The following is a 13961-nucleotide window of genomic DNA, read 5'->3' on the forward strand; positions in this document are numbered from 1 at the left end:
ATGATTTACGAGATTTGTACCCAGACGGACCCGGGATTGACTCGGGACAACAACGAAGATGCGGTCACTTTTGACGCTGCTACCAACCTCTGCATTCTGGCTGATGGCATGGGTGGCTATAACGCTGGAGAAATAGCCAGCGGAATGGCTACCGCTTTCATCAAGTCGGAGTTGGGACGGTGGTTGTCCCAGGCCGGCAAAAACGCCAACGCCAAGGAGGTGCGACGCGCCATGGAAATCTGCGTTGAAAACGCCAACCATTCCATTTTCAACGCGGCCAACTCCAATCCCCAATATTCCGGCATGGGAACCACGCTGGTTGTCGGTGTGTTCCAGGGCACGCGCCTGATGCTGGGCCATATCGGTGATTCGCGCTGTTACCGCTTGCGGGGAAGTCAGCTTCAGCAGATATCCAAGGACCACTCGCTGCTGCAGGAGCAGCTCGATGCCGGGCTGATCACGCCGGAACAAGCCCTTACCTCCGTGAACAAAAACCTGGTCACCCGGGCTTTGGGGGTTGAGGATGCGGTGTTGCTGGAAGTCAACGAACACCGCGTGGAGTTGGGTGATATCTACCTGATGTGCTCAGATGGCCTGTCTGACATGATCAGCGATGAAGCGATTGCGGCTATTCTATTGGGATCAAGATCCCTCGATCAGACCGCCAGGCAGCTTGTCATTGCGGCCAATAACGGCGGCGGGCGGGATAATATTTCAGTCTTGCTGTCACAAGCCAAGGAAGCCTCCGTTAAACGCGGTCTACTATCAAGAATGTTGGGAAAATAGCCATTGAGAGCCAAATTAAAAAATGACAGGAGTCGGCCATGCCGAAAATGATCGTCTCTATTGACGGTGTCGTCATCAAGGAGGTGCAACTGACCAAGGACCGTACGTCCCTTGGCCGGCGGCCTTACAACGACATCGTCATTGACAACCTGGCCGTCAGTGGCGAGCACGCGGTTCTGCAAATGTCGGGCAACGAAGTATTCGTCGAAGATTTGAACAGTACCAATGGCACGTACCTCAACGGCAAGTCCGTCAAAAAACAGCAGTTGAGCAACGGTGACACCGTCGAGATCGGCAAATACAAGATCAAATACGTGAATGAAGCCGCAAGCGCCGGCTTCGAGAAAACGATGATCATCAAGGCTGGCTCGGCGGGCCCGACTCCCCCGGCGGCAAGTGTGGTTGCGCCCTCTCCTGCGGATGGAGGCACAGGCAGTGCGGCCATCAAGGTGATGTCTGGCGCTGCTGCTGGCCGGGAGGTCGCGCTGGTCAAGGTGGTGACCACGATTGGCAAACCCGGTGTGGCGGTAGCTGCCATCACCAAAAGGCCGCACGGATTTGTTGTCGCCCATGTGGAAGGTGACAACCGACCGACCCTCAACGGGACGGCCATTGGCGCGGAGCCGGTCCCGCTTAAAAACGGCGATCTCCTGGAGTTGGCGGGCACACAAATGCAGTTTGTTCAGCATTGATCCAGGCACTTGTTTGGCGTTGACCGGATAACCGATTTCAAGCGCCGCACACTGAGAGGCCCTATGCGACTTCTTATCCGGCACTGGCGTCGCATTGCCGTCACGCTGATTCCGCTGATTTTTGCATTGCTGCATGCAGGTGGCGTGCTTCGGCTGGACGTTCTGCAGCGGCTTGACGACATCCTTTACGATGCCCGCCTTCGCGCCACCATGCCCAGGACGGTCGACGAGCGCATCGTCATTGTGGACATCGATGAAAAAAGCCTGGCAGAGGTGGGCCGCTGGCCCTGGGGGCGCAACAGGCTGGCTGAACTGGTGGAAGAATTGCTGGACCGTCAGCAAGCGGCCATGCTGGGTTTCGACGTGGTTTTTGCGGAGGCTGATGACAGTTCCGGTCTGAAGCGGCTCAGGCAGCTGGCGCAGAACGAAATGAAGGATCAGCCGGCCTTTGCCGACAAGTTGGGCCAGATACAAGGCAGCCTGGACTACGACGCTGCCTTTGCGAAATCAATCACCAAGCGTCCGGTGGTCCTCGGCTATTACTTCACAAGTGACCGGGACGGCCGGGTCAACGGCCTGTTGCCTGCTCCGGTGATGGGGCGCGAGGCGATGAAAGGCCGGCTGATCAAGGTCACCAGCTGGAATGGTTATGGCGCCAATATCGACGCGCTTGCCAAAGCGGCGCCGATGGCGGGCTTTTTCAATTCCATCACCGAGGGGGACGGCGTGGTTCGCTCCATCCCTTTGCTGGCCGAATACAAAGGCCAATATTACGAGTCCCTGTCCCTGGCAATGTTTCGCATGCTGGTGGGTCTTCCCAGCGTCGAGCCAGGATTTCCGCAGGAAAGATTTTTGACCCGCAACTACCAGGCCCTGGAGAGCATTCTGCTCCGACAGGGCACCAAGACACTAGCCATTCCTGTCGACGACCGGGTGGCCACCCTGGTGCCGTTCAGGGGGCCAGGGGGTGCCAGCGGCGGCTCTTTCCGGTATATCTCGGCGTCCGATGTCCTGGCCAAAAAGGTGGCGCCGGGCCAGTTGAAGGACAAAATTATTCTGCTTGGCACCACTGCGCCGGGCTTGCTCGACTTGAGGGTGACGCCTGTCGGGGAAACCTACCCTGGCGTGGAGACCCATGCCAACGTGATTTCGGGCTTTCTTGACGGCAAGGTGTTCGTCAAACCGGATTACGCGGTGGGGTATGACGTACTGATCCTGATTTTGTCCGGCCTGACGCTGGCGTTTGCCCTGCCTGTATTGACCGCACCTAAGGCTGTAGCCGCCAGCGTGGGCATGGTTGCTCTGCTGGTTGGACTCAATTTCTGGCTGTACTCGGCGTATGGACTGGTGTTGCCATTGGCCACCGCGCTGGTCATGGCGCTGACTGCTTTTGCGTTGAACATGAGTTATGGCTATTTTGTTGAAAGCCGATCCAAGCGCGAATTGGCCCATTTATTTGGAACCTACGTGCCGCCTGAGCTTGTCGATGAAATGGTCAAAGACCCCGACAGCTACAGCATGAAAGCGTCGGCCAAGGAGTTGACCGTGATGTTTTGTGACATGCGCGGGTTCACCAAAATGTCTGAGACCATGGAGCCTACGCAGCTCCAGGCATTGCTCAACAGTGTTTTCAGCAGGCTGACGGATTTGATCCGCAACAACCGCGGCACCATCGACAAATACATGGGTGACTGCGTGATGGCCTTCTGGGGCGCGCCCGTGGACACGCCGGAGCATGCCAGTCTGGCGGTCAAAACCGCCATCGAAATGGCGCATGCTATTCGTCAGCTCAACGAGGAGCACCGTGCCCAGGGATTGCCGGAAATAGGCATAGGCATCGGCTTGAACACCGGGAGCATGTGTGTTGGCGACATGGGCTCCCACATACGCCGCAGTTATACGGTGATCGGAGATTCCGTCAATCTGGGCTCACGCCTCGAAGGACTGTCCAAAACCTATGGGGTTGATGCCGTGGTCAGTGAATCCACCCGAAAGCTTGCGACAGATTTCGCCTGGCAAGAGTTGGATCGGGTGCGGGTCAAGGGCAAGGATCAGGCGGTGGCGATTTTCTGCCCGCTGGCGCCTCTGGGCATGCTGGATGCGCGCACAGCTGACGAGTTGAAGAAGTGGGCTTTGACCCTCAAGACCTACCGCGACCAGGATTGGGACGCATGCGACGTTCATTTGCTCAACTTACAGCGCATGAATGCGCAAAAGTACCTTTACCGCTTGTACGCGGAGCGTGTAGCCTCCATGAGGTTGCTGCCGTTTGATCCCGAATGGGACGGCGCAACCAACTTTGAAACCAAATAACAGGCTGCCCCTAGCTCAGCCCCCCAACGATGAAAGTCCGTGTTCTCGGGTGTTCAGGAGCAATTGCCAAAGACTGCCGAACCACGTCTTTCCTGCTCGACCATGACGTGCTGGTCGACGCCGGGACGGGGGTTGGCGATCTCACGCTCGATGAGATGCGCGGGATTGACCACGTCCTGCTCACACACTCCCACCTCGATCACGTCGCGGCCCTGCCGCTGATGGTCGACGCAATAGCGGCTCAGCGGACAAGCCCAATAAAGATCCATGCGCTGCAGGGCACGATAGATGCGTTGAGGGCACACATCTTCAACAACACCATCTGGCCTGATTTCTCGAAAATACCGACACCCGAGGCGCCCTTCATCAGCTTTCATCCGCTGACCATCGGCCAGACATTGTTGCTCGGCGGAAAATTTGTGGAAGTACTGCCAGCGGTTCATACGGTGCCGGCGGTTGGCTATTCGGTGGCTGCGGGTGCGGGCTGCTGGGTATTTACCGGTGACACTGAGCGCAACCCTGCGCTTTGGCAACGCATCAACCAGCTCAACGTCGCCATGCTGGTGATTGAAACTGCCTTCAGCAACAGGGAACGCGACTTGGCCAGGCGCAGCCTGCACCTGTCGCCGCATGCGCTTGCAAGCGAACTCGACTGCATCGACAAGGGTAAAAACTATCCGATCTACATCACCCATACCAAGCCGGCAGAAACCGACTTGATCATGGCCGAAATACAGCGCTTCGACCAGACGGCGCCGTTTGGTCCCAACGTCACCCACGACATACGCTGGTTGCGCGCAGGTCAGGAGTTTGAACTATGAACGCCGTTGTACAGCGAGACCACGAAGACGAATTTTTCGACTCGCAGATGCTTCCTCCGCAGGAGCGGGGGGTGACCTTTGAGGCGCTGTATTTTCGCCAGTTGCAACTGGTGACCAATCGCATACACGAAACCGAAAACATTGACCAGATCATGCTGGAGGCCAGCCAGGACATTTGCAAGCTGTTTAACGCAGACCGACTAACGCTGTATGCAGTCAATGAGGATCGAACGTCCATCATCTCGAAGGTGAAAACAGGCCTCAATACCAGCCGTGACCTGAAGCTGCCCATCAGTGCGCAAAGTATTGCGGGTTATGTGGCCCTGTCGAAGGCCATGGTCAACATCGCCGATGTTTACGACGACGAAGCACTCAAGAAAATTCACCCCAACCTGAGTTTCCTGCAGGAGGTGGACAAGCGCTCCGGCTATCGCACGAAGCAAATGCTGGTTGCCCCGGTGATGGATGGCAGCACCCTGTATGGGGTTCTTCAGGTCATCAACAATCGAAGCGATCAACCGTTTGCCAAGCTTGAGGAAGACGGTGCGCAGCAGTTGTGCAAGACACTGGGCATCGCCATACGTCAGCGCATGCAGAAGGTCGAGGATGGCCAGCGGCGCAGGGCGACGAAATACGATGGGCTGGTGGCCGATGGTGTGTTGTCGCAGGATGAGTTGCTGCAATGTGTGCAGAAAGCCCGTGATGAAGTGCAGTCGGTCGAGCACCTGTTGATGGCGGACTACCGGATCCGGCCGGCACAAATAGGCGCTTCATTGGCTAAATTCTTTGGCGTGCCTTATGAGGCGTTCAACGCTGGGCGGATTCGCTCTGAGATGCTGCATGGCGTGCTCAAGCGGCATTTTGTCGAGCAGCAGGGCTGGATGCCGCTGGAAGAGACCCTCGAGGGGCTGGTCATCATGTGTGTGGATCCCGAAGCCGTGCGCGGTGCGCGGGTGGTGCCTCAGGTGTTCCCTAAAATCAGCAAGTTTGCCTACCGCGTCACCACACAAACCGAATTTGACGAAACGCTGAGCCAGCTTTTTGGCGCAGGAAATGAAGGTGGCTCCATTGACCAGCTGCTCGCTGACATGGACTCGCCGCTGGAAAATGATGCCTCGGACGACTCGGCGCTGGAGTCGGCTGCTGCGGACAACGAGCTTGTCAAGTTTGTCAACAAAGTCATCATCGATGCGTACAAGCAGAAGGTGTCCGACATCCATATCGAGCCCATGCCAGGCAAGGCCAAGACGGGAATTCGTTTCCGCATTGACGGTACCCTGCAACCCTACATCGAAGTACCGGCGCAGTTTCGCCAGGCCATGGTGACCCGGCTCAAGATCATGTGTGATCTAGACATTTCAGAAAAACGCAAGCCGCAAGACGGCAAGATCAAGTTCAAGAAATACGGTCCACTCGATATCGAGTTGCGGGTGGCCACCATTCCATCGGCAGGCGGCGTGGAAGATGTGGTCATGCGGATACTGGCGGCGGGCGAGCCCATTCCGCTGGAAAAACTCGGCCTCACCGCGCATAACAAGGAGCGGCTTGAGAAAACTGTTTCCAAACCTTACGGACTTTTTTACGTTTGTGGACCAACCGGCTCCGGCAAGACGACGACCCTGCACTCCATCCTGAAATTCCTGAACACGCCGGACACCAAAATCTGGACCGCCGAGGACCCGGTGGAAATCACGCAAAAGGGTTTACGCCAGGTCCAGATCAATAAAAAAGCCGGCATCGACTTTGCGCTCGTCATGCGCGCTTTCCTGCGTGCCGACCCCGACATCATCATGGTTGGCGAATCGCGTGACAAGGAAACGGTTTCGATGGGCGTGGAAGCATCCCTCACCGGCCACATGGTATTTTCGACCCTGCACACCAACTCGGCGCCAGAGTCCATCACGCGTCTGCTGGACATGGGAATGGACCCCTTTAATTTTGCCGACGCCCTGCTCGGAATTTTGGCGCAGCGGCTCGCAAAAAAGCTGTGCGATTGCAAGCAAGCCTATTCGCCGGATTCGCAGGAGTTGAAGGACTTCATCAAGGAATACGCCGAAGAGCTGCGCAACACCGATGCCTGGAAAGACGACCCCGGCGGTGCAGCGCAGGAGCTGCTGGACGACTGGATGACGCGTTATGGCCAAGACGGCCGGCTCACCCTTTACCGCGCCGCAGGATGCGACAAATGCAACAAGACCGGCTACAAGGGGCGCATCGGCCTGCATGAGTTGATGATTGCCGATGATGCAGCGAAAAAGCTGATCCAGGAACGGGCGCGCGTCGCCGAGCTTTTTTCAGCGGCTGTGAACAGCGGAATGCGCACCCTCAAGATGGACGGCATGGAGAAGGTGTTGATGGGGCTGACGGACATGAAGATGGTTCGGTCTGTGTGTATTAAATAAGCAAGTGCGCCGGTGCTGGATGGCCCACTTTCAGGCAGGCGGCCTTGTTGCATCGATATGATGCTGTTTTCCTTTCGTCAGGATCTGGTTCATGCTCAAGCAGTTGGTACGCACACTTTTTTCATCAGGCAAACGCTTCTGGACAGTAGAAGAGATTCGCGGACTGATTATTGAGGGTGATCTGGTTCGCGCGCAGGAAGCTGCGAATCAGCTTAATGCGGCGACGGTACGACGCGATTTGACACGGGACTGCATCCTGGCAGAAATAGCTTTTCGCCAAGGAAGAGATGCCGATGCTGAAGATGGCTTTCGCGGGGTGCTCAAAGAAGCGCCCGGTTTTGCGGACGCGCATTTCGGCTTATCACTTTTGCTGCTTGAGCAGGGAGACACGGAAGCCGCCATTGAGCACGCTCAATTCGCAAAAAACGTGACTCCCAACGACGCGCGCTACCTCGCTCAACTGGCGTTCTGTCAGGTCACGGCTGGGAACTTTCCAAGCGCTGAACTCCCGTTGACCCAGGCCTTGCGTTTGAACGACAAAGACAAGGCTGCGTGGAACAACCTGGGGCTCGTCTATCTTGCCAAGCAAGAGCCGGGTGATGCTCATGCGTGCTTTGCAAAAGCGTTGAAGATCGACCCGGGATTTACCTTGGCCTTGCAGAATTTGGCTTACCTGGAGGGCGAAATGAGCGACGTCGGCGCAGTGTTTACACCGATCGCGTCGTCGATTGAGCTTGCTGGCAATACCTTTCCGGATGAGGAGCGAGCGCCGTGGCGTGAGCTTTGGGACGAAGTCGATGCGCTCAGAAAGGCTGGTCAGACGGACGCGGCGCTAGCCCGAGCCGAGGCCATTTGTACCGAATGGCCGGACATTTCAGATCCTGTGTGCGAACTCAATGCGCTGTATGGCAAGCTGGGTGACTTTCGCGGTGGGGTGGATGTGTTGCGGGCTTATCTGACAAGGCATCCTGAAGACGGACAGGCGCTGGCTGCGCTCGGGGCTGCGCTTCTTGGTGCCAATGAAAACGCTGATGCCCTGCAGAGTTTGAACAGCGCAATAGAAGCAGGTTTCGAGAATGTGAAGGTGCTTGGTGACCTCGCGCAATGCTTGAGTAACCTGGAAAAGCACGCTGAGGCTCTTGAGATAAGGCGGAAGGTGTTTGAGCTGGAGCCCAACTTTCTGCATCAGGCCCTGCTGGCGGCGACCTTGTCGACGGCCTGCTTTTATGACGAAGCCATTGCGTTGTTCGACGACCTGATTGAGCGTGAGCCCGCTCGAAGGAGTGTGTTTTTAGTTTCCTATTCAGTGGCGCATGCTTACAGCGGGAACTTTGAAAAAGCACTGGCCATGTTGAACGAAGCGCTGGCTATTCAGCCACGCGACGCCAATTTGAATCTGCAGCGAGCCCAAATTAACCTGTTACTGGGCAATTTCGCAGAAGGTTGGGCTGGATATGCCTACCGTGGATTGGCCTATTCCCGGCAGCACCGGGTCTTGCCCTTTAAAAAATGGCGCGGCCAGGATATCGCTGGCAAATGTATTGTGGTGTTGGCAGAGCAGGGTCTCGGAGATCAGGTGATGCTGGCCTCCTGCCTGCCGGATTTGCTGGCATTGGGTCCGGCTCGGGTTGTGGTCGAGGTGATCGCGCGTGTTGCTCCAACGCTGGCCCGGTCTTTTCCCCAGTGTGAAATCGTGCATACCAAACAGGACAGGGGAATGGAGTGGGCAACAACGATTGGTGAGGTCGATTATTTCGTGCCACTCGGAGACTTGCCCCAGTACTTCCGGAACAGTGTTGAGGCATTTCCCGGTCAGGCCTATCTGAAAGTGGATCCGGAGCGGGTTGCCTACTGGCGCAAGCGATTGGAGGCCACCGGACCACGACCCTGGATTGGGGTCTCCTGGCGGGGCGGTCTGCAGGCTACCCGGCGTGTCCTGCGATCGATGTCACCCAGCGAGCTCGCTCCGATGACGGCTGCGGTGAATGCGACCTGGATCAGTCTGCAGTATGGTTCAGTGGATGAGGATCTGAAAATTGCGGCATCTTCCAACGTCATGTTGACACACTGGAACGAGGCGATTGCGGACTTGGACGAGTTTGCGGCCCTGATTGAAGCGCTCGATTGTGTCGTGACTGTTTGCAACACCACTGTCCACTATGCGGGCGCCTTGGGCAAGACGGTTCTTGTGCTTGCCCCGCACATCCCTGAATGGCGCTACGGCTTGAACACCACACACATGCCTTGGTACCCCGATGCCAGAGTCCTTAGACAGCCGCAGCACAACGATTGGCCAGGGGTGATCAGCGAAGCGACACAGCGCCTGAAAAGCATTCTTGTTGCATGACAAATTTGTCGCACACCATGACTAAAAAGTAGCTTTTCCCGCTGAAAAGCGGCAAATCCACGCTCATTTTACTTGGCACAAGAGTTGCTGCCATTGCTCGGCACGACAAAGCTTTTCGTCGCGCACTGGGTTGAGTTTAATTTTCAAGGAGTTCTTATGAAATCTATGCAAAAGGGTTTTACCCTTATCGAGCTGATGATCGTTGTGGCGATTATCGGCATTCTGGCGGCAGTGGCACTGCCTGCTTATCAGGACTACACCGTTCGCGCCCGCGCCTCTGAAGTGATTCTGGCCGGATCTTCCGCCCGCACAGCTGTGACCGAGGCCGCACAATTGGCCAACACGATGTCCATCGGTGCAACCGCTGCCAGCGCCATTGCCCTCGGTATTTCTTCTACGAAATTTGTCTCTACCGGCTCGGTGGACGTATCGGGAACGATCGCCGTGACCTCAAAAGACGCGATCGGTACGACTTCGTTCATCGTCACCCTGACACCAAGCTGGACTGGCCAGACCGTGGTGTGGACTTGCAACTCATCCATTGCCAAGTACGCACCGGCTTCATGCCGCGGTGCTTGATCGCTTAACTTAAGGTTGTGGAAGGGCACATTCGTGTGCCTTTTCACAAGTCAGGACTTTCGATGTTGAGCTTTCTTCGCCTGGGGCGAAAATCCGAAATCAAAGATTTTGCAGTTGATCTGGCTGACCAGATCGCCAAACGATATCCTCCTGCCCTCGACAGTCAACCGGGCAAGCGTCCTTCCGTGAACCGCCTTACTCGCATTACCGAGGAGGCCTGTGTCAAGGCGGTCGAGTTCCACGATCATCACAAGCTCGGCTGGTTGTCCAGGGCCCGACTTGGAAACGATTTTCGCTGGGCATTGAAGGAGCTGGGCTACACCAAAGAGTTTGTCGACTTTGCAACCGAAGCTGTGATTGTTCACATCAGCCGCAAGCGCTAATTCAGACGACGTTAGAGTTTTTCGACGAGACGGATCCTATAAAAGAGAGCGTTTTCTCCGAAAGAACGCGAGATCCTGAAAAACGGGAACTTGTCTATGCCCCTCCGCGCCAATGGCCAGTACAAAGGGAGCGGCTTTGGGACGCTTTTCAAAAACGACCATGGAGTCGTAGAACGACACGCTGTACAAATGCTCCGCCAGCCACTCTGCCCTGCTGTTCGGGTCCGCAAAGAAGGGCGCATTGACCTGATCCAGCACATGTTTTCCGTATTCGATGAACGTATCTGGTTTGCGGATGCCGCCTTCAAAATCGGGAAGGTAACTTGTGTGGGTGTCCTCCACAATATAGACTGCAGTTGGGGACATACGCGGAAAAAGAGTGTCGAAGCTGGCAATCTGATGTTCGAAAACATGGCTGCCATCATCGATAACGATGTCGAACGGCCCGTGCATGTCGTCGACATCCGACAAAAAATCGCGATCAGCCTGTGAGCCAATCTCGATGAAGATGTTGTCTGACTACACTCTTTTACATTTCGGGTCGATGTCGACGCCGACTATTTTCTCGGCGAGCGGAAAATACTTCTGATAAAGCTGGAGACTTCCGCCGTTCTGCACGCCGATCTCCAGGATCTTGCAGGGTTTGTTTCTGTAAGGGGCAAAAAAACGCTCGTAGACCTCGAGATACTGAACCCACTTGGAACTCACGTTCCCCGTGTGGGCCATAAAAAGCTCTGCAAAGGTGGGTGTGCTCATTCTTCACCCCCGACAAAGGGCTTTTCCCCGACCAGTCTCATGTCTCTGGGCTCCCGTAGCTTGTAAACGGCTGCTTCCTGACGCACATTGACCATTCCGACGCTTTGCATCAGTTGGGCCAGACTGTGAGGTGTGTAACCCCAACGATGAATCATCAATGGGTCTTTCCACCCAGGGTCGCCATAGAACACCCACATGCTCGTTTGACCGGCCTTGTCTTGTCGCGACCGCAGCTCGGGCTCTGCCAGAAGTGCCTGGCAAGCGCTCAGCAGATTCGGGCATTCCAGAACCATGCTTCCGCCCGGTTTCAGCACCCGCAGCCATTCCCGCAGGATGGCTTCAATCTCCCAGCGCCAGAAATGTTCGACCACATGAATCGCCATGATTTCATCGGCATGATCGTTCTCAAAACAGCTCAACTCGTGCAGATCGCAAATGACATCGGGTGATTTGCCTGCGCGTGCCTCTACAACGTCCACATTCACGTACCCAGGAAGAATTTTGTCGCCGCAGCCCAGATTCAGGCGGACCATTGCCTTGGGGGCAGCCGGCATCAGAGAGGCCAGGGCTTGGGGATGTTGGGGTACGGTGGACTTGCCGCTTTTCAAGCGAAAGGCCCGAAGCCATTCGGTCGCGATTTGAGCGGCGTCATGCCGCGTACGAACGGCGATCTGGCCTGCGGAAAGTTTCTCCATTGCCTGCGCAGGTTGTGCGAGATAGTCTCGAACCGCCTGTACAGGATCATCGGTAAGCGACACGTAAGCACGGAAAGCCTCGTAAGCCGGTAGGGGCGATGCCACCACATAACGTCCGGCATGGAGTGCGTCAGTGAGCCGATTGGCAGATTTCGCAGCTTTGGCCTTGGCAGAAAGGTCGGACGGTACCAGAACTATATCGGCGTCCTGCACGACGGACCATTGAGTGGCTTCCTCCCAGGGAACCAACTCCATCAATGCGCCCGGACGGTGCTTCTGGTTGAAGCTCTCAATGTAATTTTCAATGACGGCGTTCGGCCGGGTCACGATCCAGACAAGCATCGGTTGGCTTGAGGAATATTCGCCCAAGGCATCAGCCCACTGCTGCATCGCGGGCCAGTTGCCATTGTTTCCGTACCACACGAGTTTAAGGCGTTGTCTGGTTTTGCTGCCCCCCAGCAGCTTCTGCGTCCAGGCAGATACTCCTTTGGCGGCCTGAAAAACGCGGGGCGTGGCAGGTGGCGACGCCAGGGGATCGCCTACCGTCGTCACGGGCCCCTGGCTGTGGCTCTGCACCGCTTGTGCCATCACGTCAGATCCTGCAGTACAGACACTGGCGTGTGCTGCCAGTGCCCGCCAATAGGCGCCCACCTGGGGATTGTCGAAATGATCGTCACTGAAGTCCGCAACGGTGGTGATGCCTTGCGCCGCAGACGCGGTGATGCCGTCCAGCACCTGCAGGGCGAGTCGCTCAAACCTGCTGGGGTCGTTGTTGGGAAGAAGCTTGCCAATCACGCACACATCCGGCGGAGATGACTTTGTCCTGCTGGTGGCCCATTCGCTCATGGGGATAAACACAACGGTATGCCCCTCCCGGCGGAGTTGGGCTGCAGGAATAATGACCCGATAACGGTTCGAGGCCAGTGAGCTGGAGAAGCCTGCCGCGGCATCTCCCTTGATACCGTCGACGATCCAGTGAATCAGCATTGCGGGTGTTTGTTGTTGAAGGGATGGTTCAAGAGCGCTGATCGGCGCGCAGCATGTGTTGCTTTTCCTCAAACCAGGGATCTGCATAGTCACACGCCACGAATTCGTTGAAATACGGACCGCCACTGGTGTAATGCACATTGGCGACATCTGCGCAGGGCTTGTCGTAGCCGACCAGATGATTCCAGCCAGCCGGCAACTCGCCGATCAAGCCATCATCGCCCAGCCATTTGAACTGATGCAGTTCAAGGCCACTGGCGGCATTGACAAACTCAGGCGACAGCGAACGGCACTTTGCGTTGTTGAAAAGCATCACGCTTGACCAGTTTTTCTTTCCGTAAGTCGTCTGCTTTTCGTTATGGAATTTGGAAGATTCGCGGGGAACATGGTTGTGTTTGACGCACATCACCGCGTACTGTTCGTCCCGCATAGCCCATAACTTCGCGATATCGTCCAGCACCAGCATGTCGCAATCCATGAACAGGGACCACCCTTCGTAGTTGCTCAGATGGGGCGTGAGGAAGCGGGAGAAGGAAAAGTCCGTTGATTGAAGCGGATCCCGCGTGCGCCACATCAACGCTTTCAGGTTGTTCAATGCCAGCGGGACAAAGCTCACGGGCTCGGTCGAGCGCGCCAGGATGCTATGGGTCAGTACATGCCAAGCCACGGTCTCGCGAGGGTCAAAGCCGATGAAAATCCGGATCATGAAGGTGTTCCTCCGGGCCCGGCAGGTGCAGGAAATTCCATGAAGACCTGTTTGATATAGGCTGACGAGTAGATGCCGTAAACAATCGCGAGATCAAGCAGGCCGCAGCTTGCCAAAAACAGCTCTGGTCGGCGCCATACGTCGGCGTGCCATAAAAACCAGGCCAGCAGCCCGAGATTGATGACCGCCGTCGCGGCAAGAATGGCGCGCCCGTTGTGCCAGATACCTCTCAAGACCTTGCCGGCTGTGGGGTACCGCGCAAAACCGGCGTAGGCGAGGATCAACACGGGCAACTCGAGAAGCAGCACAGCGGCCGACAAACTACTGCTGGCCAGCTGGATGGCGTCAGGCGATCTGCGGGAGGCCAGGGTGATGATGAGGAGTATCCAGTGCCGGCCCAAAAACGCCATGGCCAGCCACAGGGGGCCCGGAACACGCAAGACATCGAAGCGATTGACATTCAGGTAGCGTTCGTCCAATTCGGCCATGGTCAA

Annotated in this window: 13 protein-coding genes; 8 read left to right on the top strand and 5 right to left on the bottom strand. The window is 56.4% G+C overall.

Translation table 11 applies throughout. The annotated features are described in order from the left end of the window. The 8 genes from ACH2CW_RS14420 (at position 1) to ACH2CW_RS14455 (ending at position 10323) form a co-directional block, all read left to right on the top strand. The gene (locus ACH2CW_RS14420; RefSeq protein WP_395059323.1) at positions 1-786 is read left to right on the top strand and encodes a Stp1/IreP family PP2C-type Ser/Thr phosphatase; all 786 of its coding nucleotides are present in this window, start codon (positions 1-3) and stop codon (positions 784-786) included. A gap of 38 nt (positions 787-824) precedes the next feature. Continuing rightward, entirely contained in the window at positions 825-1478 is a 654-nt protein-coding gene (locus ACH2CW_RS14425; protein WP_395059325.1) for an FHA domain-containing protein, read from the top strand. Positions 1479-1541: 63 nt separating this feature from the next. Next, on the top strand, positions 1542-3791 hold the full coding sequence (locus tag ACH2CW_RS14430) for a CHASE2 domain-containing protein (protein WP_395059327.1): 2250 nt from the start codon (positions 1542-1544) through the stop codon (positions 3789-3791). Between the two features lie 29 nt (positions 3792-3820). Continuing rightward, on the top strand, positions 3821-4612 hold the full coding sequence (locus ACH2CW_RS14435) for a 3',5'-cyclic-nucleotide phosphodiesterase (protein ID WP_395059329.1): 792 nt from the start codon (positions 3821-3823) through the stop codon (positions 4610-4612). Continuing rightward, the gene (locus ACH2CW_RS14440) at positions 4609-7014 is read left to right on the top strand and encodes a GspE/PulE family protein (protein WP_395059331.1); all 2406 of its coding nucleotides are present in this window, start codon (positions 4609-4611) and stop codon (positions 7012-7014) included. The genes ACH2CW_RS14435 and ACH2CW_RS14440 overlap by 4 nt, the downstream gene beginning before the upstream one ends. 91 nt (positions 7015-7105) lie before the next feature. After that, positions 7106-9361 (top strand): tetratricopeptide repeat protein, encoded by a 2256-nt coding sequence (locus tag ACH2CW_RS14445; RefSeq protein ID WP_395059333.1) that lies wholly within the window; start codon positions 7106-7108, stop codon positions 9359-9361. Between the two features lie 156 nt (positions 9362-9517). Continuing rightward, positions 9518-9940, top strand: coding sequence for a pilin (locus tag ACH2CW_RS14450; protein ID WP_395059335.1), 423 nt, complete (start codon positions 9518-9520; stop codon positions 9938-9940). 62 nt (positions 9941-10002) lie between these two features. After that, complete coding sequence (locus tag ACH2CW_RS14455) at positions 10003-10323, top strand: hypothetical protein (protein WP_395059337.1); 321 nt, start codon at positions 10003-10005, stop codon at positions 10321-10323. Positions 10324-10359: 36 nt separating this feature from the next. Here ACH2CW_RS14455 and ACH2CW_RS14460 read toward each other — a convergent pair whose 3' ends face one another. The 5 genes from ACH2CW_RS14460 to ACH2CW_RS14480 form a co-directional block, all read right to left on the bottom strand. After that, positions 10360-10776, bottom strand: coding sequence for a hypothetical protein (locus ACH2CW_RS14460; protein WP_395059339.1), 417 nt, complete (start codon positions 10774-10776; stop codon positions 10360-10362). A 66-nt stretch (positions 10777-10842) separates the two neighbouring features. Beyond that, entirely contained in the window at positions 10843-11079 is a 237-nt protein-coding gene (locus tag ACH2CW_RS14465) for a hypothetical protein (protein WP_395059341.1), read from the bottom strand. Further along, entirely contained in the window at positions 11076-12761 is a 1686-nt protein-coding gene (locus ACH2CW_RS14470; RefSeq protein ID WP_395059343.1) for a methyltransferase domain-containing protein, read from the bottom strand. The genes ACH2CW_RS14465 and ACH2CW_RS14470 overlap by 4 nt, the downstream gene beginning before the upstream one ends. A 28-nt stretch (positions 12762-12789) precedes the next feature. Continuing rightward, positions 12790-13467, bottom strand: coding sequence for a glycosyltransferase (locus ACH2CW_RS14475; RefSeq protein ID WP_395059345.1), 678 nt, complete (start codon positions 13465-13467; stop codon positions 12790-12792). Continuing rightward, positions 13464-13955 (bottom strand): DUF2919 family protein, encoded by a 492-nt coding sequence (locus ACH2CW_RS14480; protein ID WP_395059347.1) that lies wholly within the window; start codon positions 13953-13955, stop codon positions 13464-13466. Before ACH2CW_RS14480 ends, ACH2CW_RS14475 begins: the two co-directional genes overlap by 4 nt. Positions 13956-13961: the final 6 nt, after the last annotated feature.

The organism is Polaromonas sp. (assembly GCF_043778355.1).
In the GTDB taxonomy this organism is placed as follows: Bacteria; Pseudomonadota; Gammaproteobacteria; order Burkholderiales; family Burkholderiaceae_C; genus Polaromonas.

Coding starts and splice junctions, on each gene's coding strand:
- ACH2CW_RS14420 (WP_395059323.1), top strand. CDS start 1: ATGATTTACGAGATTTGTACCCAGACGGACCCGGGATTGACTCGGGAC.
- ACH2CW_RS14425 (WP_395059325.1), top strand. CDS start 825: ATGCCGAAAATGATCGTCTCTATTGACGGTGTCGTCATCAAGGAGGTG.
- ACH2CW_RS14430 (WP_395059327.1), top strand. CDS start 1,542: ATGCGACTTCTTATCCGGCACTGGCGTCGCATTGCCGTCACGCTGATT.
- ACH2CW_RS14435 (WP_395059329.1), top strand. CDS start 3,821: ATGAAAGTCCGTGTTCTCGGGTGTTCAGGAGCAATTGCCAAAGACTGC.
- ACH2CW_RS14440 (WP_395059331.1), top strand. CDS start 4,609: ATGAACGCCGTTGTACAGCGAGACCACGAAGACGAATTTTTCGACTCG.
- ACH2CW_RS14445 (WP_395059333.1), top strand. CDS start 7,106: ATGCTCAAGCAGTTGGTACGCACACTTTTTTCATCAGGCAAACGCTTC.
- ACH2CW_RS14450 (WP_395059335.1), top strand. CDS start 9,518: ATGAAATCTATGCAAAAGGGTTTTACCCTTATCGAGCTGATGATCGTT.
- ACH2CW_RS14455 (WP_395059337.1), top strand. CDS start 10,003: ATGTTGAGCTTTCTTCGCCTGGGGCGAAAATCCGAAATCAAAGATTTT.
- ACH2CW_RS14460 (WP_395059339.1), bottom strand. CDS start 10,776: ATGCACGGGCCGTTCGACATCGTTATCGATGATGGCAGCCATGTTTTC.
- ACH2CW_RS14465 (WP_395059341.1), bottom strand. CDS start 11,079: ATGAGCACACCCACCTTTGCAGAGCTTTTTATGGCCCACACGGGGAAC.
- ACH2CW_RS14470 (WP_395059343.1), bottom strand. CDS start 12,761: ATGCTGATTCACTGGATCGTCGACGGTATCAAGGGAGATGCCGCGGCA.
- ACH2CW_RS14475 (WP_395059345.1), bottom strand. CDS start 13,467: ATGATCCGGATTTTCATCGGCTTTGACCCTCGCGAGACCGTGGCTTGG.
- ACH2CW_RS14480 (WP_395059347.1), bottom strand. CDS start 13,955: ATGGCCGAATTGGACGAACGCTACCTGAATGTCAATCGCTTCGATGTC.